The organism is Leptospira ognonensis (assembly GCF_004770745.1).
Lineage (GTDB): Bacteria > Spirochaetota > Leptospiria > Leptospirales > Leptospiraceae > Leptospira_A > Leptospira_A ognonensis.
In genome coordinates, this window is record NZ_RQGD01000035.1 from 236,217 (window position 1) to 256,508 (window position 20,292).

The 20,292-nt window shown below is 40.3% G+C and carries 17 protein-coding genes and 1 tRNA gene; 16 read left to right on the plus strand and 2 right to left on the minus strand.

All coding sequences use genetic code 11. From position 1 onward, the window contains the following. The 11 genes from gspD to gspN all read left to right on the plus strand — a co-directional run bounded on the left by gspD (position 1) and on the right by gspN (position 11,141). Complete coding sequence (gene gspD / locus EHQ58_RS14130) at positions 1–1,779, plus strand: type II secretion system secretin GspD (protein WP_135624544.1); 1,779 nt, start codon at positions 1–3, stop codon at positions 1,777–1,779. Beyond that, positions 1,776–3,452, plus strand: coding sequence for a type II secretion system ATPase GspE (gene gspE, locus EHQ58_RS14135; RefSeq protein ID WP_135624545.1), 1,677 nt, complete (start codon positions 1,776–1,778; stop codon positions 3,450–3,452). The genes gspD and gspE overlap by 4 nt, the downstream gene beginning before the upstream one ends. 5 nt (positions 3,453–3,457) lie before the next feature. Then, entirely contained in the window at positions 3,458–4,684 is a 1,227-nt protein-coding gene (locus EHQ58_RS14140; protein ID WP_135624546.1) for a type II secretion system F family protein, read from the plus strand. A gap of 18 nt (positions 4,685–4,702) precedes the next feature. Continuing rightward, positions 4,703–5,176, plus strand: coding sequence for a type II secretion system protein GspG (locus tag EHQ58_RS14145; protein ID WP_135624547.1), 474 nt, complete (start codon positions 4,703–4,705; stop codon positions 5,174–5,176). Between the two features lie 120 nt (positions 5,177–5,296). Next, positions 5,297–5,800, plus strand: coding sequence for a type II secretion system protein (locus tag EHQ58_RS14150; protein WP_342776252.1), 504 nt, complete (start codon positions 5,297–5,299; stop codon positions 5,798–5,800). Next, positions 5,754–6,299: a type IV pilus modification PilV family protein gene (locus EHQ58_RS14155; RefSeq protein ID WP_210412823.1), complete on the plus strand. Its 546-nt coding sequence runs from the start codon at positions 5,754–5,756 to the stop codon at positions 6,297–6,299. The genes EHQ58_RS14150 and EHQ58_RS14155 overlap by 47 nt, the downstream gene beginning before the upstream one ends. Next, positions 6,299–6,931, plus strand: a complete 633-nt coding sequence (locus EHQ58_RS14160; RefSeq protein ID WP_135624549.1) for a type II secretion system protein GspJ — start codon at positions 6,299–6,301, stop codon at positions 6,929–6,931. Before EHQ58_RS14155 ends, EHQ58_RS14160 begins: the two co-directional genes overlap by 1 nt. Next, positions 6,894–7,994 (plus strand): type II secretion system minor pseudopilin, encoded by a 1,101-nt coding sequence (locus EHQ58_RS14165; protein WP_246047365.1) that lies wholly within the window; start codon positions 6,894–6,896, stop codon positions 7,992–7,994. Before EHQ58_RS14160 ends, EHQ58_RS14165 begins: the two co-directional genes overlap by 38 nt. 2 nt (positions 7,995–7,996) lie before the next feature. After that, the gene (locus EHQ58_RS14170) at positions 7,997–9,619 is read left to right on the plus strand and encodes a cell division protein FtsA (protein WP_135624550.1); all 1,623 of its coding nucleotides are present in this window, start codon (positions 7,997–7,999) and stop codon (positions 9,617–9,619) included. Beyond that, positions 9,619–10,143, plus strand: a complete 525-nt coding sequence (locus tag EHQ58_RS14175) for a hypothetical protein (RefSeq protein WP_135624551.1) — start codon at positions 9,619–9,621, stop codon at positions 10,141–10,143. The genes EHQ58_RS14170 and EHQ58_RS14175 overlap by 1 nt, the downstream gene beginning before the upstream one ends. A gap of 2 nt (positions 10,144–10,145) precedes the next feature. Next, positions 10,146–11,141, plus strand: a complete 996-nt coding sequence (gspN, locus tag EHQ58_RS14180; RefSeq protein ID WP_135624552.1) for a type II secretion system protein GspN — start codon at positions 10,146–10,148, stop codon at positions 11,139–11,141. A 57-nt stretch (positions 11,142–11,198) separates the two neighbouring features. On the opposite strand, the gene EHQ58_RS14185 is transcribed toward gspN, so the two are convergent. Further along, complete coding sequence (locus EHQ58_RS14185; RefSeq protein ID WP_135624553.1) at positions 11,199–14,834, minus strand: vitamin B12-dependent ribonucleotide reductase; 3,636 nt, start codon at positions 14,832–14,834, stop codon at positions 11,199–11,201. Between the two features lie 219 nt (positions 14,835–15,053). On the opposite strand from EHQ58_RS14185, the gene EHQ58_RS14190 reads away from it, so the two are divergent. Next, positions 15,054–15,129 (plus strand) — tRNA-Asn (locus EHQ58_RS14190). Between the two features lie 5 nt (positions 15,130–15,134). Further along, positions 15,135–15,800 (plus strand): L,D-transpeptidase family protein, encoded by a 666-nt coding sequence (locus EHQ58_RS14195; RefSeq protein WP_167883640.1) that lies wholly within the window; start codon positions 15,135–15,137, stop codon positions 15,798–15,800. 343 nt (positions 15,801–16,143) lie between these two features. Here EHQ58_RS14195 and EHQ58_RS14200 read toward each other — a convergent pair whose 3' ends face one another. Beyond that, positions 16,144–16,545 carry a hypothetical protein gene (locus EHQ58_RS14200; protein WP_135624554.1) on the minus strand — a complete coding sequence of 134 codons (402 nt, stop codon included), beginning with the start codon at positions 16,543–16,545 and terminating at the stop codon, positions 16,144–16,146. Between the two features lie 362 nt (positions 16,546–16,907). Between EHQ58_RS14200 and EHQ58_RS14205 the strand changes: the two genes are divergently transcribed. The 3 genes from EHQ58_RS14205 to EHQ58_RS14215 are packed head-to-tail and all read left to right on the plus strand — an operon-like array spanning position 16,908 to position 20,283. Then, positions 16,908–17,597: a succinate dehydrogenase cytochrome b subunit gene (locus tag EHQ58_RS14205; RefSeq protein WP_135624555.1), complete on the plus strand. Its 690-nt coding sequence runs from the start codon at positions 16,908–16,910 to the stop codon at positions 17,595–17,597. 20 nt (positions 17,598–17,617) lie between these two features. Beyond that, complete coding sequence (locus EHQ58_RS14210) at positions 17,618–19,543, plus strand: fumarate reductase/succinate dehydrogenase flavoprotein subunit (RefSeq protein ID WP_135624556.1); 1,926 nt, start codon at positions 17,618–17,620, stop codon at positions 19,541–19,543. Positions 19,544–19,551: 8 nt separating this feature from the next. Continuing rightward, positions 19,552–20,283: a succinate dehydrogenase/fumarate reductase iron-sulfur subunit gene (locus tag EHQ58_RS14215; protein ID WP_135624674.1), complete on the plus strand. Its 732-nt coding sequence runs from the start codon at positions 19,552–19,554 to the stop codon at positions 20,281–20,283. Positions 20,284–20,292 lie beyond the last annotated feature (9 nt).

Consider the following 20,292-nt stretch of genomic DNA (forward strand, 5'->3'; position numbering starts at 1 on the left):
ATGAACCGAAACTTTGCAATTTTAGTATTACTTGCTTTCTTCTATCTTTTTGTAACTCCAACCCATTCAGAGGATAAAGTAGATAAAATAAAATCGAAGACTAAATCCTCTTCCGGTTCTGAATCTTCCTCCTTTACTGCTGATTGGCGAGATACGGAGTTAAAAGATTTTCTCATGGGGATGAGCGCCATCATCAAAAGAAACATCCTCATTGATGATTCTGTGAAAGGTAAAAAAGTTACCATCATTTCGCAACGTCGTATTAAAGTAGAAGATGCATTTGCATTTATGAAATCCGTTTTGGAATCCCAAGGTTTTGGTCTGATTGAAGAAAATGATTTGATTAAAGTTGTAAAAATCAAAGATGCGCTGGCCAAATCTCCATTGGTTAGAATCGGAAAGGAACCAATTTCCGACGGAGACATTGGACTCAGTAAAACGATCACTCAGATTGTTCCTTTAGAGTTCGCAAATGCCAATGAACTAGAACCGATACTAAAACGTGTTACATCGCCCGATACCGATATCATCATACCGAAAAATCAGAACACACTTTTACTATCAGGTTCTTCTGCAGATATCAATAAACTTTTGAAACTCATAGACAATCTGGATGTAAAACTTGAAGGTCCCGGTGCCATATCCTCGGCTGGGGATATTCATATCTATACATTAGAATACAATGAAGCAGAGAAATTGGCTGCAATCCTTGTGAAATTGGACATGCCAGAACCGCCAGCCGCTCCGCCAGCGCAACCTAACGCTGATGGTACCGAGCAGAAAATTGCTCCGGCTGCCACGCAAGTAAACAATCCTGGTCAGAGACCAGGTGGAAAACAAGAAAAGATTAAAGCGGTTGCCCATAAAGAATCGAATTCACTTATCATCACTGCTCTACCACAAGAATGGGAAGAGATTAAAAAAATCATTAAGATTTTAGATTCTGCTAGAAAACAAGTGTTACTCGAAGTTTTGATTGTAGAATTAACATCGACCGATCTAAATGATTTTGGTATTGACTGGCGATACCAACCGCAAGGTCCCTACGGACAGTTCAATACAGGGCTTGCAGCCCAAGGTGGTGTGCTCGATAAAAACGGACGACCAACGAATGTAAACACGCTCTCTGGTTTCTCCCTTGGGTTCATCAAACGTGGTGGTGAACAAATTATCGGTATCCTAAATGCAAATTCAACGAATGAAAACTTTAACGTACTTTCAGCACCTCAAATTTTGACTCTAGACAACCAGGAAGCGGAAATCAATGTGGGTCAGGACGTTCCTGTTCGAACACAAAACAGAAACGCAGGAACGGGTGGTGATAATGCTGTCACCGTTGCGAATTTTGAATATCGCCCAACAGGCATTAAACTCAAATTTACTCCTCATATCAATAAAAACAATCGCATCACTCTTGATCTTTTTCAAGAAATCAAAAACGTAGCGGGTATTTCCTCCGAGGCTACAGGCGGAAACCCAACATTTAACAAACGTGATATTAAAACTACCATTGTTGTTGATAACATCCAAACGATTGTAATCGGGGGACTCCTTTCCAATGATAAGCAAAAGAAAGTGCAAAAAATTCCTCTGCTTGGCGAAATTCCATTGATCGGAAATTTATTTAGAAGGTCCACCAACCAGCTTCGCAAAACAAATCTAATGGTTTTTTTAACTCCTCATATTTTGGAAGACAGAGAAAAATCAGATCGAATGACGATCCAAAAGAAAAATGAACAAGAACGCATGTCAGAAGAGAGAGAAAAGAGACTCAGATGAGAAAGAGTTTAGGGCAGATCCTTCTTGAGGATGGGATTCTTACTGCAAAAGATTTAGAAGATATTGCTAAACAACAAGAGAAGACGAATCTTCCCCTAACGCATATCATACAGAAGAAAGGTCTTGCCTCCGAAATCGATATTTTAAAGGCACTTTCCAAATTGCATAGATTGGAATTTGTTGAGAAAATTGAATTCCAGGCAAATGATCCTGTTTACTCTAAAATCCCTTTAAAATTAATCCAAAGATCCAAAATCATCCCATTTTCTACAAAAGGGAATGTCATCCGTGTTGCGACGAGTGATCCAGCAGATTTACACCCGATGGATGATATCCGAGCGTTTTTAAATGGTTTTGATATTGAATTTGTTTTAACACCTGAACAAGAAATCATGCGCATCATCCATTCTCAGTTCGACAAATCGACTGCAGAAGCTAAAGAGATGATGGATGAGATGGATGGCTCCTTTGGGGATCTTACGGATGCCTTCGAAAGTGATGCCCTAGATCTTTCCAATGAAGCTCCCATCATCAAGATGGTCAACGTGATTCTTTCACAGGCCGTCTCCGAGAGAGCCTCTGATATTCACATCGAACCTTTTGAAAAAACATTAATTGTTCGATACCGAGTAGACGGCATATTGCAAAAAGTGCTTTCACCACCTAAGTCTTATTTAGCGGGTATATCTACCCGTATCAAAATTATGTCAAATTTGAATATCGCGGAAAACCGACTACCGCAAGACGGTCGAATCAAACTCAGGTTGGCGGGAAAAGATGTAGATGTGAGGGTTTCGATCATCCCTTGCCAATTTGGCGAAAGAATCGTGATGCGACTTCTCAATAAAACCGATCAAAAATATTCCATTTATGGTATGGGATTTACCGATGACATTTTAAATAATTTCAAAGAATTAATTTATAAACCGTATGGAATCATACTTGTAACCGGGCCAACAGGATCTGGAAAATCAACGACTTTATATTCAGCCTTGCAGGAAATCAATACAGAAGAACGAAATATCATCACTTGTGAAGATCCCGTGGAATACCAAATCGACGGCATCTCTCAAATGCAGATGAGCGATAAAATCGGTCTTACATTTGCCGCGGGGCTCAGATCCATCCTCCGTCAAGACCCTGACGTAGTGATGGTAGGGGAGATCCGGGATGAAGAGACGGCGCGAATTTCTATCCAGGCATCCCTTACGGGACACTTAGTATTTTCTACTCTTCACACAAACGATGCTGCTTCGGCTGTTACTCGTCTTGTAGATATGGGAATTGAACCTTATCTGATCACCTCAACTGTCCTAGGATTTATGGCGCAAAGGCTAGTCAGAGTCATTTGTAAATCTTGCAAAGAATCCTACAAGCCAACTGACAAAGACTTGCTCGGCCTTGGCATTACCCGTAAAGAACTCAAAAACGGAGTTTTGTATCGAGGAAAAGGGTGTTCTGCCTGTTTAAATTCAGGATATAAAGGAAGAACAGGCATTTATGAGTTACTTGTTATGGACGATGATGTTAAAAAGGCCGTTTTGCAAGGCGCAGATGCCAATCGAATTAAAGAAATTGCACTTAAAAACGGTTTGGCGACGCTTCGAGATTACGGAAAAATTAAGGTCATAGAAGGCGTCACTACGACGGATGAAGTTGTTCGGGTAGCATAACAAGCATGCCTCTATTTACCTATGTAGCGTTCAATAAAAAAGGCAAGGAAGAAAAAGGTATCGTTGATGCCAATAATATCCAAGCAGCACGAACTAAATTAAAGAACAAAGGGCTTTATGTACGCTCCATCTTAGAAGATAGAGAGAAAGAAGAAAGGGATCTCTTCCCCTTTTTAACGAAACTTTTATACAGGATTCCAAGAAAGGAAGTGGGTCTATTTTCAAAGATGCTCGGCACGCTGCTTGGTGCAGGAATCCCACTAGACAGATGTTTAATGTCTATCATTGATCAGATAGAAAATGTCTATTTAAAGAAAGTCATCATCGAGATGCGTGCAGACATTACGGAAGGATTATCCCTTTCTGAGTCTATGAAAAAGCATCCGACTGTTTTTCCAGATCAATATCCGTCTTTGATTGCTGTTGGCGAATCAACTGGAAATTACGAAGACACTTTGCATAGGTTAGCTGAGCTAGAGGAGAAATCTGCGGAACTTAAATCAAAAGTCCAAGTGGCGATGATTTATCCCGTCATCATGGGTGCTCTATCACTCGCCGTTTCCGTTTTTTTACTCATTGTTGTAATTCCTCAAATTGAACAACTTTTTGCTTCTTTTAATGCAACCCTCCCTCTCATCACTAGGATCGTCATAGGGCTATCCTATTTTTTAACAAACTATTGGTGGCTCATCATCATATCCCTCGTTGCTGGTTCTCTTGGTTTTGCCAAATGGAAAGGTACTGAAAACGGTATGAAAGCATGGGATCGTTTCTTACTGAAGGTTCCCGTTGTAGGCTCCTTACTCAAAAAAGTATTAGTTTCTAACTTTGCGAGAAACCTGTCTATTTTACTCATGAATCGCGTTCCACTCATCGTTTCACTCAATATTGTCTCAGATGTTGTCAATCATACGGTCTTTCGAGAAGAGATTTCAGCAGCCATCATCAAGATCAAAGAGGGGGGGAAACTCTCTGATTCCTTGCAGGGCTCTCAAATCCTTTCACAAATGGTGCTTGGGATGCTCAATGCAGGTGAGGCCTCCGATAAAGTGCCAGAAATGATGACAAAATTATCAGAAATTTATGAAAGTGAAGTGGATACCGCAATAAAATCTTTGACCCAGTCTCTAGAACCGATTATGATTTTAGTAATGGGTGGGATCATTTTTACAATCATGGCGGCAATCATGACACCCATGTACAAGCTCACGCAAGAAATCCAAAATATGTAATTTTAAGAGGAATGGGGAATGAAAAAATTCGGAAGAAATAGAAAATTAAAAGAAGGTTTGACTCTGATCGAACTAACGGTCGTCATCCTAATCATTGGGTCGCTCATGGGAATTTTGTATGCTGGATTTAAAAACTTTGGAAGTGGCAATGATAGCCAGGCAAAGTTGAAAGTTCAAAATGATAGCAGAATTTTAGAAATCAAGCTTAGGGAATACTTTGATAAATTTTCAAAATATCCAACAGAAGAACAAGGGTTACGTGCTTTGATTGAAAGGCCAGACGATGAAGAAGTTGCTGCAGATTATGAGCCGCTCATCCGAGACAAATCCGTTCTAAAGGATCCGTGGGGAACTCCTTATCAATTGAAATATGATGAAAATAATACCTACCAGATTCTTACATTAGGGGCTGACAAAAAAGAAGGTGGAGAGGGTAGAAATAAGGATTTCAATATTTTAGATTCAGAAGATTACCCTACCGCTCTGAAGTAAATGCTAACTACTGGCAGGCGATTTGCCAGCCGAAAAAGAGTTCGATCAGGATTAACCCTGGTTGAACTTGTAATAGTCATCATGATCGTAGGATTCCTCATGGTTTTCGTAGGAGGGATTTTGCGTAATTTATTAATACCGACAACGGAAGATGTTTCTGCAAAACTCTCAGAAGCTTTCAAATTCGGGGCGGACAAGGCACAACTAACAAATCAAACCGTTGTTTTTCGGTATGATTTTGATAAGGCAGAATATCAATTTTTTAGTCTTAAAAGGGAGGAGGACGGCATCGTCGAGGAATCAATTCTCAAAAAAACCAAACTTCCGTTTTATTCTAAAATTCTAAAGACTAGGGATTTTTCTGGAAAAGTAAATTACCAAGGTCAGTTTAAAATTCAATTCTCTCCCCAAGGAAATACAACGGACTTATTTATTTATCTTGGGAGCGATTCTGAGATTAAAAAAACAATGCAGATCTTTCGATACTCTGGAAAGATTAAAATTTTTCCAGGTGAGTACATTCTTGAAGAACAGAGATCCGATCGAGATAAGATATCTTACGGTTTGGATGAACGTGATGAACAAGTGGACACAAATGCGCCATCACAAAAAACACCTAGGTAAAAGACGTGGTTTTACTTTGATTGAGGTCACCATTGGAATGGCAATGGCAGCGGTAGCCATGGTATATACTTATTCTATGATCGCCGATGGGATGAAATACCAAAAGCAGGGTGTTCAGCTTGCCAATGCAGTTCACTTAGCAAAAATCAAAATGGCACAGGTGGATTCATCGACAACAATGACTTCGGATACCACAAAAGGTCCTGTTCCAGGTTTTCCTGGATATGAATTTGTCACAGAAATCAAAGAAGAAGAAATGGATCTACTCAAATTGGCAGGTGGTCCCGGAGCCGATGCCTTAAGAAAAAAAGCACCCAAGGACCTGTTAGGCGATAAAGATGTGGGCTTAAATGATCTGATGAAGAAGACAGGAAAAAGTAAAACGTTTGAAACTGGGGGGATACTAAAAGTTTTTCGAGTGAAAGTTACGATTACATATCCCGATGGGAACAAAAAGAAGGAGTATACTGTTGAAACCTTCAGGTCAACAAAATACTAATGAACAAACGGAAAGGATTCACACTTATAGAGATTTCCATAGTCGTTATGGTTCTTGGAAGCATTTTTACAGGCATCTTTATGGTGTTTTATACTTCCAACAAAATTGCCAGAAAAGGTGCTTCTGAAAAAGGAGCAAACAGAAAGGATATTCTTTATGCCATCGAAAACATTAGGTCAAGCATCGCTCGTACTTATTTTATAGATAACCAGCGAAGGGTTCTATTTGTCGGCAAATCTGAGGGTGTGACAGGTGAAAGAAATGATCGGATTGTTTTTTGTTCTGCCAATCCCAATGCGGAAGAAGAGGATAGTGCTTCTGTCCGAGAGGTATCGTTTTTTCTACGAAAAATGGAAAAACCGAAACGTCCCGATCTATACTATCTGATCCGAAGGGAAGATGAGATGGTGGACAATTTTCCCACCCAAGGTGGAATCGAACATATACTTCTTGAAAACGTGAAGAGTTTTCAATTAAAATACTCGGAACGGGGTGACAAATGGGCAGAAGACTGGAATTCCAGAACGACCAAAAAGATCCCGAGACTCGTACGAATCGAAATCATCTCACTTGTTGGAAATGCATTTTTAAAATATGAATCACTCGCCCATCCGGTCATACTATTTAAATAGGCGCAAACGAGGCGGGTTTATGGTGCTAGTTCTCATCATGGCACTTGGCTCAGCTTCTTTATTTACTGCGAGTAAATTCTTTCAAGACGCGGCGACGGAATACCAAATTGCCAAAACGCAAGCAGATGGCTTTCGGGCACACATGCTAGCCAAAGCGGGATTTATGGGCGCCGTTGGAGCTCTGAAGAAGATCCCAGAGGAAGTCCTTTACCAGTCCGGACTGGCACTTGACCCACCTCCCATTCCGCTAGGGGGTGGAGTGATCTATTACACGATGAGTCCAGAAGATGGGAAAATCAATGTAAATTCTCTCATAAAAATTTATGATGACCAGCCAAACCAACGGTCCATCGAAATGATGACAAGGTTGTTCAATCAATTCGGTCTGAAAAGGGAATTGATTTTTCCCATTTTAGATTGGGTGGACGAAAATCATACAGAAACCGGCGGGGGAGCAGAACAATACTATTACTCTCGATTGAAACCACCAAGAAAAATTAAGAACGCACCTCTCTATAGTTTATCAGAAATATTAAATATTAAGGGATACGATAGGGCCACTGTCTATGAATCGCTGAAGCCGAAGGATTACGATAAAAATAATTCTAAGGCCTTTTTAACCGAGGAAGAAAGAGCTTTAAGGTCCGATAAAGACTATGTGCTTTCGAACAATATTACCGCTTATTTGCCCGCTGGTGATTCCTACGATGATCGAATCAATATTAATACCGCACCTTATTTTGTTCTCATGTCGCTTTCTGATTTTATGACGAAACAAGCAGTCATGAAAATTCTAAAATTGAAATTACAGAAAGGCGGATATATAAAAGAATTAAAAGACCTTGAAACGGAACCTGAATTCCAAGTAAAGACTTCAGGAGAATTGACCTTGTATAAGGAACTCGCGGGCGAAGGTACTGAAGTGTCTGGTGGTCGCATTAAAACAAAAGGAGAAGTATATAAGATTACTGGTGTCGGAATCATCAAAGACAAAGTTACTCGTAAAGTGACTGGTTTATTTGACCTTACCAATAATCAGATGTTATACTATACGGAAGATTAAGTATGTTCTCATTCGATCAATATCTTGCAATCGACTATGGAAGTACGCTACTTAAGGGAGTACTTTTTAAAAAAGTTTTAGGAAAGGTTACGATTCTTCGTACAGAGAGTTTACCTGTGGTTAGGCTGGACGAAAATGAAGGTGACCCTTACGAATACAATATAGTCAGATTCATACAGTCATTTTTCCCGGAGGAAGACAGGTTCCTTTTGAATTTAGGAATTCACAATCTATTTGTTCGAGATTTAACGATACCACTGACCTCGGAAAAAGCGATTCTTGAGGTTCTGCCGTTTGAAATTGAAAATTTAGTCCCCTATCCGATGGAAGAGCTAGAGGTGATAGGAAAAACGTGGAAGATTGGAAAAGAATCTTCCGAGCTCATATGTTTTAATGTCCATCATTCAGAATTAAATAGAGCCTTAAAACCATTTGCAAAAGGTGATCTCCAACTTTCCTGTTTGTCACTTGATTCTTTTGTCATTTCATCTATCATCTCAAAACATCATAACCTTCTGATCCATGAGAAGACAGTTCTGCAATTGGATATAGGCGGAAAATATTCTATCTTAAATATAGTTCAGGATGGAAAATTAAGACATACACGACAAATCTATCTCGGCGGTCAGGAGATTACCGAAGAAATCGCAAAAGTATTAAAAGTAGATACAACACAGGCCGAAGAAATAAAAAGTTCCATTCAATTTCCAATCTTTTCCCAGGAAGAGAATCTTGAGGCAGAACAAAAATTTTTATCTCGATTTGCTATATCTTCGCTACAATTAAAAAGTATAAAGAAACTCATACAGACCAAAATTGAAGCCGTCATACACGAAATGGAAAATAGTATTTTTTCGCTGAGTGAACAAGAACGACCTTCTTTAATATTACTCTCAGGGGGCGGCAGTTTATTTCAAGGTCTGCTTGAACATGTACAGAATCGTTTAAACCTACCAGTGAGTCGGTATGATTTTTTAGGCATTAGTGATCCTACCCTAGTAACTGCTATTGGAACCGGCATCCATTTTGAATCTCGTAACCAAGTTAATTTTTTGGGAACCGGATTCGCAAAAAGAATAAATGCAAATCGCTTTCGTATCAGTGCTTTTAAACCTCATTTAATTTTAGTTGGCATTTCACTTATATTACTGTTAGGTGTTTTTATAATCGGCATCATACTTGACAACAGAAAAATCAGCGCCAATCGAAAGATACTCGCTGAAAAATTTAAATCAGGTATCGGTGGTGAGATATCCGAAGAGGAAGATGTATTAACTGTTGCGGCATCGCGATTGAAAGCCGAGAAAAAAAAGACAGAAATCTATAGATTATTCCTTTCGAAAGAAAGCATCCTAGACTTAATGAATGATCTTTCAGAACAATTTCCAAGTACCGAAGCACTGCCTTTCGTTTTGGATCAATTCAACTTTGAAGAGAATGAAATTAAAATCTTCGGTCGAGTGAACGAATTTGGTGAAATAGGTACGATTCAAGCTGCCTTAGAAAAATCAGAAAAATTCACGAATGTACAAGTATTGAACAAAAGACTCATCACTGGTGTTAATAAATTGAAAGTTAGCTTTCAGATCAAAATGGACTTAGTTGTTCCAAAGGAAGATATGTAATGTTAGATCGACTTAATGATAGAGAAAGATTGCTGGTTTTCGGCTCAGGAGCTTTTGTTGCTTTGCTGGGAATTTACACTATTTTATCTTTATTTGTCGATCTCAGAAATAAATTAACGGAAGAGATTTATGAGACAAGATCGCAAGCCACACAATTAGACCGAATCATTCGAGAATACAACTATCTGAGAAGTCTACAGTCTGGGGGAAGTGAAGAAGATGTGAGTGTCATGTATTCAAAGTTAGACCAAATTTTAGTTCGATATAATCTAAAAGATAAGGTTCAAACAATGAAGGACTCAACGACAACCATCAGAAAGGATTATAGCAAGATTCAAATTGACGTTTCCTTTCGATCTGTATTGCTTCAAGATGTGATAAAAATGATTTATGACATTGAAAAGAACAAACAAGTGCAAGCCAAAGTCGATTACCTTACATTTCGTAAACCTTTTGCAGAAAAAGAAGTTTATGATATCAATTTAAAAGTATCATCCTATAGCCGAATTTCAAAAGGAAAGTAATTGTGGCAAAAGAAAAAATTATAGAAGAAGAATTGGAAGAATATGATCCCGATGAAGAAGTTTTAGAATCTTTATTAGAAGGCGATTCTGAAAACGAGGAAGAATCAGAAGAATTAGAAGAAGAGTCAAGATTAAATTCCAAAAAAATTCTAACACTGATTGGCCTTGGTTTCGTTTCCTTTGTTATTTTTTTACTTTTTACATTCCCTTTAGATGAAATGGTTCGATCCGTTTTGGTTGAAACATCACGTGATTCGGGAATCATTATCGAATCGAAAGAAATACATTTTCCTATCTTTGGGAGAAAGTCTTTTGATTCCTTTTCTGTTCAATTTTCGAATGGAACTGTAATGAAAGCAGAAGAATTAAGTGTATCTGTTTCTCTACCTGGTTTATTAAACCAAAGAGTCGATGGAGATGCAGAGATTGGTTTTTTTAAATATGATGGCGGTGATACTTCATTTCAAATCAAATCGATTTCTTTTCCTCTCAGAATCGCATCTATAGAAGAGAAAATCACAAAGTGGAATGGGGAAGGCGAGATTGAGTTTTCAGGTGGGAAATTTTTTGATTCTGTGGAAATCCCTATGCTTGGCAGTTTAAAAGGTCAAGAGATTCGAAAAGGATCCATTCATTTTAAAATACGCTCTGGAAAAGTTCTGATAGAGAAAGGAAACATTGAATCCTCGATTGCTAAAATTCAATTTCAGGGAGTGATTCGATTATCCGATGTCATGAACTTATCCCAATTGGATTTAAAGGTCTGTGCCACATTGAATGAAAAATTTGCGCTTGAAAGACAGGATATCGCGGGACTCGCCACTCTATTACCCCAGGAAAATGGGAAAATATGTGTTCCGATTAGAGGATCTATTTCCTCTCCAAAAGTCGACATTCCAAACTTAAATCAGTTTGGAAGTCCGACGGGGATACAGACAGAAGCGACTACACCGGGAACCGATAGCGGCAATCCAACAAGCGTTACACCTGCAAATTAAAAAAAAAGCCCACCGAAATTCGGCAGGCTTTTTGGTCTTTTCTTTAGCTCCCGCTTCTTATGAGCAACCGGTCGTCGCACCGCAAGAGATACATTTCAAGCAGGCACCATTCCTAACCATTTGAAACGATCCGCACTCTGTACAAGAATCACCAGTATAGCCCTTGATTCTCGCCTCCGCAATATTCCTTAAAGTCTCTGCTGCCGTGGCAGCGGCGCTTGGCGATCCTGCACCCACGCTCACAAGTGCTGGTTCTGAAACCTTTTCCGTCAGCGCACTCTTCATAGAGAGCGTTGTGATCGGCACTGGAGCTTTATGACCGTTGCCCTCCGACTTTCCCAAAGTATCCTCTTTTGGCGTTTCTGCTTTTCTACCAACTTCATCGGTTCGAAGATCTTCCGGGGAAACCTGTGCAAGATCGTAGCGTCCAAGATAGGTAATGGCTAATTCTCGGAAAATATAATCGATCACAGAAGTCGACATCTTGATGTGAGGATTACCAGATACCATTCCATTAGGTTCAAATTTAAAGAATGTAAATGCCTCAACGAATTCTTCTAATGGCACGCCATGTTGTAAACCCAATGAAATTGCGATTGCAAATGCATTCATCAGAGAGCGAAAGGCAGCTCCTTCTTTGTGCATATCAATAAAGATTTCACCTAACTGGCCATCTTCATATTCCCCTGTTCGTAAATAGACCTTATGGCCACCAACCATCGCCTTTTGCGTATAACCTGCGCGGCGGTGTGGTAGTTTTCTTCTTTCGGAAATATACTTATACACCAATTTTTCAGCCACTTCCGTGACTGATTTCGGCATACTCGCCGCAAGTGGTTTATCTTCTTCTTCATCTTCACCGATTGAGCTGAGCAATTGGTAAACTGAATTTAGAGGTTGTGAAAGTTTTGATCCATCGCGATATAGAGCATTTGCCTTGATCATGACCTTCCAGGACATCAAATATGCATTTTTCACATCATCAATGGTTGCTTCTTCTGGTAGATTGATAGTCTTAGATATTGCCCCAGAAATGAAAGGTTGCGCTGCCGCCATGATTCGGATGTGGGACTGGTAAGATAAAAATCTTTTTCCATACTTCCCGCATTTGTTGGCGCAATCGAAAACGGGTAAGTCTTTTTCTTTGATGTAAGGAGCATTTTCAATCGTCATGGTCCCGCAAACATAATCATTTGCTAACGCAATGTCTTCAGCTGTAAATCCGAGATATTCCAGGAGATTGAAATTGGCACTGTTATAAACTGCGCCTTCAATCCCTAAAGTTTTGGAAAAGAAATCCTCGCCTAAAGTGTATTTGTTGAAAGCAAACTGCACATCAAAGACGAATGGAAGCTGTTTTTCTAGTTTCTCTAAAATCTCTTCTGTAAATCCTTTTTCTTTGAGGCGAGCAGTATTGACACCAGGCGCACCGTTGAATGTAGCATGTCCTTTACAATAATTTACGATGGCATCCTGTTCTGTTTGAGAATAACCAAGCTTTTTGAGTGCGAGAGGAACTGATTGGTTGATGATTTTAAAATATCCACCGCCTGCTAATTTTTTATACTTAACAAGTGCAAAGTCAGGTTCAATTCCGGTGGTGTCACAATCCATCACGAGTCCAATTGTTCCAGTTGGAGCAATGACCGTTACTTGGGCATTACGATATCCATAAAGATTTCCTAACTCGAGTGCTCTGTCGGAATCCTCTTTGGCTGCGTCAAGTAGGTAGCTTGGAAGATAGGATGGATTGATTCCAATCGGAGTGATGGTAAGACCTTCATATTCTTCTTTTGGTGCATTGTAGGCAGCCTTTCTGTGGTTGCGAATGACGCGAAGCATATGCTCTTTGTTACGTTCGTAACCATCAAAAGTTCCAAGCTCCTTGGCCATTTCTGCGGAAGTCGCATAAGCGGTCATATGCATAATGCTAGAAATCGCACCTGTAACTGCCATGGCCTCCGGGCTATCATAAGGGATTCCCATGACCATGAGTAGGGATCCGAGATTGGCATAACCGAGACCAAGGGTGCGGAATTTATATGATAACTCTGCAATCTCTTTTGATGGAAACTGAGCCATCAGAACAGAGATTTCCAGGATGATGGTCCAGATCTTATTGAGATAACGATAACCCTGAACATCAAAACTGCCATCTTCTTTAAAGAATTTAACAAGATTCGCGGAAGCCAAATTACATGCAGTATTGTCCAAGAACATATATTCCGAACAAGGATTCGAGGCATTGATGGATCCATCTTCTGGACATGTATGCCATTCGTTGATCGTTGTATGGTACTGCGTTCCTGGATCTGCGGAGCTCCAAGCTGCATTGGAAATCTTTTCCCAAAGATCTCGCGCGCGTAATGTTTTTGCAGGTTTAGGTTCTCTCGATTCACGAGTTGCTTTTTCTTTTTCTGTTCGATTATAGAGGTGGAAGGGGAGGTCTTTCTCGACGGCTTCCATAAAATCATTCGTAATACGAACGGAGTTATTCGAGTTCTGACCTGATACAGTATTATAGGCTTCGGATTGCCAATCTGTTGTCAGTTCTTCAAAAAGAATGTCTTTGTATCCTTGTCTTGAGAGATCAAGAACACGTTTGATATAATTGTCAGGGATAAAGGACTTTCTTGCTTTTTGGATCGCCGCTTTTAGGGCAGGATTTGCCAATGGATCGTATGATTTTTCATCACCTAGCGTTTGTTTTGCTTGGTTACACGCAGCCATAATCTCATTTAACAATCGGTTGTTTAGAATAGAACCTGTGACAAGAGATGCTACCTTTTTCTCTTCTTGAACTTTCCAATCGATAAACTCTTCAATATCAGGATGATCCATATCTAAACAGACCATTTTCGCGGCACGGCGAGTCGTTCCACCAGACTTGATTGCTCCAGCAGCTCGGTCCCCGATTTTTAGAAAGGACATTAAGCCTGAACTTTTTCCTCCACCGGACAGGGATTCGTTTCCAGCTCGGATGTTCGAAAAATTAGTTCCCGTACCTGATCCATACTTAAAGAGTCTTGCTTCACGGACCCAAAGATCCATGATACCACCTTCATTGACTAGGTCGTCATCTACAGATTGAATGAAACAGGCGTGGGGTTGCGGATGTTCGTAAGAGGAGTTTGATCGAACGAGTTTTGCGGATTTTGGATCTACATAATAATGACCTTGAGATTTTCCATCAATTCCATAAGCCCAGTGCAGGCCCGTATTGAACCACTGCGGCGAGTTAGGTGCTGCCATTTGACTGGCAAGCATAAATGCTGTCTCTTCATAGAATACGCGAGCACTTTCCTCATCTGAGAAATAACCATGTTTGAATCCCCAATACGTCCAGCATCCTGCTAGGCGGTGGAACACCTGTTTTGAATCTGATTCACCAATAAATTGGTCTTCTGGCTTGAGAGCACTCAGTTTCTCTTCATCCGGTACCGATCTTTGGAGCCATTCTGGGATGCCTTTTTCAGATACTTTTTTGAGATATTTAGGTACACCTTTTCTTCGGAAATATTTTTGCGCGATGATGTCGGTTGCTACCTGAGACCAAAATTCTGGAACTTCAATATCTGGCGCAGCAAACACAACTGATCCATCTGGATTCGTAATTTTTGAATCCCGCTTTACCCAAACGATATTTGGATAAAGACTCGTACTTTCCTTAGTAAAATGCCTCTCAATTTTCATGCAAACCCCATCGCAACAACTTCAATTTTATATATTTCGCCATACCGGAACCGATATGGATTATGTCACAATATGGAAAATGAAAGATTGAAACATTCATTTTTTCATCTAGAAACTCTTCTGTTTCCATTTTTTTTCATTTTAGAAATAGGTTAAGCAACATAATTTTGTCTTGACCCAGGAGGTCATTTTTCTACACTGTCCAGAGAGTTTGGTTATTCCCCTTTAGCTCAGTCGGTAGAGCAAATGACTGTTAATCATTGGGTCGCTGGTTCGAGCCCAGCAGGGGGAGCCAATACTTTGTCCAGAAATCCTCTTCGAAACCTTTTTTTTGTCTTACTTCTCTTCATTTCCCATTCCACGCTTTTACATTCGACTTCATTTCCTGCGGAAACCGAACAAGTTCTCTTTGTCTTTCCTCTAGAAAATCCCTCTAGGGGCATTTTGAAAGTATTCGAAGTTAAAGACGGGTTTTGGCGGCAGGCAGCGGCAGATATTCCCGTGTCTCTTGGCAGTGCAGGCATTCTTTCCCAGACGGACAAACGCGAAGGAGACGGCGGAACCCCGGATGGAACGTATCCTTTGGAACGTTCCTTTGGGTATAGAGAGGATCCTTCGTACAAGATTTCTTATCGAAAACTGACTCGAAAAGACATTTGGGTTGATGATCCAAACTCCAAATACTACAACCAGTTTCTACCCAGAAAACGAGGAAAAATAAAGGGAAAAAGTGTCTTCAGCAATCCCGAAATCTATCGCCTGTTTCTTGTCATCGAACATAATACAAAAACCACCATTCCTGGCCACGGGAGCATGCTTTTTATCCATTCCTGGTCCGATCTAGAAAAGCCAACATTTGGCTGTTTGGGACTAAAGATGGAAGATTTAGAATGGCTGATGCGATGGCTCGATCCCGAGAAATTACCAACTCTAATGATCTTGAGAGAGTTCCAAAGATCAGATTGAAGCATGATTCTAGTTTCGAGTACATGTAATTATGACGCAATCTACAACTTCCCATAATTAAGATTATGTCGCATGAGGGTGGCGAAATTGTTGAGAGTACCCATACATCCTTTACACGTTCCTGTCTTGTTCCTTCTTTTTCAAAGCTGATTCCACACAGGGCTCATTTTCTTTTTTATTTAAATAGGTATTTTCCCTTCAGAAATCATTAGCTTCGTGAGGTTCGAAACAGTAACCAATTGGGTACTAAGGGCAAAATGCAGCTTGGTAAAGAGGATTCTTTCTATTTTGTCGGATCGATTTTTCGATTCTCCGAAATGCATGACGGAATATCAAACGTGTCTTAACTTTCTATTTCATACATCTCCTCTAGCTCCTTGTCTGTCAAAAGGTACCTTTGTCCGTCTTCTCCAGTAACTGAAAAAGAATGCGGTTTTACTTCCTGGATATCTTGAAGATAATGAGTCGTTTCGATAAGGCAAGTTTTACTTTTTCCAGGTGTTAAATCTCTTTTCCAAACACATATCAGTTCTGGCGTTTTTCTATTTTCTGGAATCAGCACCATTCCATTTTTATCAAAGGCAAATAATAATATTTTGGCGTTCCGGATATCCTCTTTTTCTGAAACATTTTTCAAAGTTAGGCGAATGGATATCTGCCTTTGGGCTTTTTCCAGTTTTAAGTTCATTCTGATAAAAGAAGTGTAACCATTTAATTTTGCATTCCCTTCCTTGGTGTTTGTCATATCCTGAAGGGATAAACAATTTGTGAAAATAAAGAGCAGAAGGAAAACGATAAAGCGAGAAGATTTCAGATAGGATACCCCGGCAAAGATTGAAGCATGTGTCAATGTCTGTCAAAACCTAAACGATACTTGGAAACCTCCCTTTGGAGAAGACAATTGAGAACGAGTATCAAAATTTACGGAAAATTCGTTTTCGTTCGCAGGCAAATGCCACAAAAGTAATATTTCATTTACGAAACACGTACCGAGTCTAATTATGGGTGTATACAAATGATATGCCCGTCAAATTTTCTTTTGATCATTGGTTTTCACTCTGTAATGCAAAAAATAATCTCACTTAATCTTATTTCAGGAGTTCTTCAATGACCTCGAGTCTTCACTTCTTTCGTTCTTCGATTGGAAAGAAGATCATAATGGCGATTACCGGATTTATTTGGTTTGGCTTTGTGATCATGCATATGTTAGGTAACCTTCAGATTTATCAAGGACCAGAAAAACTCAATGCCTATGCCAAATTTTTAAAAGACCTTGGACCCCTGCTCTGGGTAGCAAGAGGTGGACTTTTTGTAGCTTTCTTCGGTCATGTAGCAGTCGCTATTTTACTAAAACGCCAGAATGCATCAGCCCGACCTGTTAGCTATAGCAAAGAATCGACGATCCAAGCTTCAAAGGCATCCACAACCATGTTTTATAGTGGGCTCCTACTTTTGACATTTCTCATTTACCATTTGCTTCACTTCACACTCGGAGTTACAAATCCAGATCACTCTTCGCATGAATATTTGTTAAAAAATGGGGATTCAGTCCATGATGTTTACGCTATGGTAATTCTTGGCTTCCAGCAGCCTTCGATCGCAATCGCCTATATCGTGTTTATGTTTTTTTTAGCCTTACACTTTTCCCATGCGCTTGGATCCATGCTGCAAACGATAGGGATTGCAGCGCCAAAACATCATCCCACTCTACAAAAGATTGCGACAACACTAGCAATCATTGTATTTATCGGCAATACATCCATGCCTTTGTCCATCCTTTTAGGTTTAGTCAAGTAGCCAGGTAACAGGAATTCAAAATGAAATTAGACGCAAAGATACCATCAGGTCCTCTCGAACAAAAATGGGACAAACACAAACAAGACATCAAACTCGTAAACCCAGCGAACAAAAGAAAATACAAAGTCATCATTGTAGGAACTGGTCTCGCAGGAGCTTCGGCTGCAGCCACCTTATCTGAGTTAGGCTACCAGGTATCTGTATTTTGCTTTCAAGACTCACCCAGAAGAGCGCATTCTATTGCAGCTCAGGGTGGGATAAATGCGGCAAAAAACTACCAGAATGATGGGGATTCCGTTTACAGATTGTTTTACGACACTGTGAAAGGCGGAGACTTTCGTGCTAGAGAAGCCAATGTCTATCGTTTGGCACAAGTCTCGACAAATATCATTGATCAGTGCGTAGCTCAGGGCGTTCCCTTTGCTCGTGAATATGGTGGAAATTTGTCGAACCGATCTTTTGGCGGTGCTCAAGTCTCTCGAACTTTTTATGCAAAAGGTCAGACAGGACAACAATTGCTTCTAGGTGCCTACTCTGCTCTAGAAAAACAAATTGCCAAAGGCGCAGTCAAAATGTACCCGCGAACTGAGATGCTCGAACTCGTCCTCATTGACGGGCATGCAAAGGGAATCGTTGTTCGAGATTTAGTCACAGGAGAAATTTCGTCCCATGCAGCGGACGCTGTGATACTTGCGAGCGGTGGATACGGAAATGTTTTTTATCTCTCCACAAATGCTAAGGGTTCCAATGTCACCGCGACGTATCGGGCTTATAAAAAAGGAGCTGCTTTTGCAAATCCTTGTTATACGCAAATTCACCCGACTTGTATCCCTCAATCCGGTGACTACCAATCTAAGCTAACGTTAATGTCAGAATCTCTTCGAAATGACGGACGCGTTTGGGTTCCCAAAGCAAAAGGTGATACGAGATCTCCAGACCAAATCCCTGAATCAGAAAGAGATTATTTTTTAGAAAGAAAATATCCTTCCTACGGAAACCTAGCACCTCGCGACATCTCTTCTCGTTCGGCCAAAGAAGCCTGTGATAATGGTTTGGGTGTTGGACCGATTGTAGGTGATAAACGATTGGGAGTGTATTTGGATTTTTCGGACTCCATCAAACGACTTGGAGAACCCGTAGTTGCCGACAGATATGACAACCTCTTCCAGATGTATGAACGCATTACAGGTGAAAATCCTTATAAAGTCCCCATGCGTATTTACCCTGCAGTTCACTATACGATGGGTGGATTATGGGTAGATTATAACCTGATGTCAAATATCCCAGGATTACACGTACTCGGTGAGGCGAACTTTTCTGATCACGGTGCGAATCGTTTAGGTGCCTCTGCGCTGATGCAAGGTTTAGCAGATGGTTATTTTGTGATTCCTTATACGATTGGTGATTATTTTGCCAAAGAAGGTTTCAAAAATATTTCTACGGACAGACCAGAGTTTAAGGAAGCGGAAGCGCGAGTTAAGGACATGACGGCTAAGTTTTTATCCATCAATGGAAAGCGCACCCCTGATGATTTTCATCGCCAACTTGGAAAAATTATGTGGGACAAATGTGGTATGGCAAGAAATGAAAAAGGATTAAAAGAAGCCATCCAGACAATTGGTTCCATCAAAGAAGAATTCTGGAAAAATCTCAAAGTAACTGGCGTTAATGGAGAGCTGAACCAAGAAATCGAAAAAGCAGGTCGTGTCGCAGATTTTATCGAGTTTGGCGAGCTTATGTGTATGGACGCGCTCAAACGGGAAGAATCTTGCGGTGGTCACTTTCGGGAGGAATACCAGACCGAAGATGGTGAGGCAAAACGCAATGACGAAAAATTCTGCCACGTTTCGGCTTGGGAGTACAAAGGTGAAGGCAAAGCCCCAGAAGAACACCGAGAGAAACTCGAATATGAGAATATACACCTTGCAGTAAGGAGCTATAAATAATGAAGACGATGAAATTGCACTTAAAAGTCTGGAGACAAAAAGACGCAAATGATAAAGGCAAGATGGTAAGTTACGAAGCAAACAACGTAAACGAACATATGTCTTTTTTAGAGATGCTTGATGTTGTAAATGAAGACTTGATTCACAAAGGCGAAGAACCGATTGCTTTTGACCACGACTGCCGCGAAGGCATCTGTGGCTCCTGCTCTATGGTGATCAATGGAGTTCCTCATGGTCCTGAAAAAGGAACTACGACTTGCCAGCTTCATATGCGTAAGTTCAAAGATGGCGAAACCGTTTATATAGAGCCTTGGAGAGCGAAAGCATTTCCAGTGGTTAAGGATCTAGTTGTTGATCGTTCCGCGTTCGACAGAATCATCCAAGCAGGTGGATACATTGGCATCAACACTGGTGGTGCTCCTGATGGAAACGCGCTACCAATTCCGAAAGTAGATGCAGATTTAGCAATGGATGCTGCGACTTGTATTGGTTGCGGCGCCTGTGTCGCGGCATGTAAAAATGCATCAGCCATGCTCTTTGTTTCTGCAAAAGTTTCTCACCTTGCTCTTTTACCTCAGGGAAAGGTAGAAAGAAAAGACAGAGTCAAAAAAATGGTAGCTGCGATGGACAAAGAAGGTTTCGGAAATTGCACAAACCAGTATGAATGCGAGGCTGCTTGTCCCAAAGAGATTTCTGTTAATTTTATTACACGATTGAACAAAGAGTATATTGTAAGTTAAACGAAATTT